Source organism: Oleiphilus sp. HI0061 (genome assembly GCF_001635675.1).
Genome location: NZ_LWFE01000437.1, coordinates 1 through 768, shown reverse-complemented (window position 1 = coordinate 768; position 768 = coordinate 1). Strand labels below are relative to the sequence as shown.

The 768-nt window shown below is 40.1% G+C and carries 1 protein-coding gene; it reads right to left on the bottom strand.

All coding sequences use genetic code 11. The annotated features are described in order from the left end of the window. A partial coding sequence (locus A3735_RS05895; protein WP_156499444.1) for a hypothetical protein occupies positions 1 to 600 on the bottom strand: 600 nt, incomplete at its 3' end. Positions 601 to 768 lie beyond the last annotated feature (168 nt).

The following is a 768-nucleotide window of genomic DNA, read 5'->3' as shown; positions in this document are numbered from 1 at the left end:
TTTGCTGTAACCAATTAAAAATATATCTCCGGGTGTCTTTTGTTCGGACGGTGGGATTGTTGTTGTGTCAGCTGCTAATCCGGCACCGTGGTCAATCGCGGCGATCAAGTCATCAATATTAGAGCTGCAACCGCGCATAGGGTGATTGTCTGCTCGTATAATCCTTATACCGAGCTCGTCCTGGATTTTAGGGAAGGCGTTTTGAAAAGCCCTAACAGGCAACATGCCATTCAACAGACCGGGTGAGAATATTAGCGTAGTATTACGAACTCTATTTGTGCTCTTAAATTCGGGGATTTCCAGTTTCCATTCCCGTATTTCATCGCCCCTCAAAAACTGTTCTGCAAGTTTTTGTTTGTTTGGTCGCTTGTCTTTGCGGCCAAGTAGTTTGGTTTTATCTGCTTTTTTTAAAGCAATATTGTCTTGAAGTGCTTCGGTTAGAAATATATTTCTCCATCGAATGCCGCACCAGCGCTTAATATAAGGGTGCGCATAGTTTTTACGGTCGCTTTGTAGAATCAATCTAATATTCGTAATTAGTTGTTCGTAATCGCCTTTGTTCTCCAGTGTTTCGAGTAGATTCAGTTGTTCCTTATTCATTATAAGATCAATGTTCCTTTAATGTCTCAATATGTTGAATAGCGATCATTATATAATAGAATAGTTCGAAGTCGAACTCTTTGGTCTTTAAGTTAGCGCGTGTCGTCACAACACGAGAGAATTATTTAATAGAGAGTCTTATTCGCAGTGAAGTCTTCCTGAATAAAA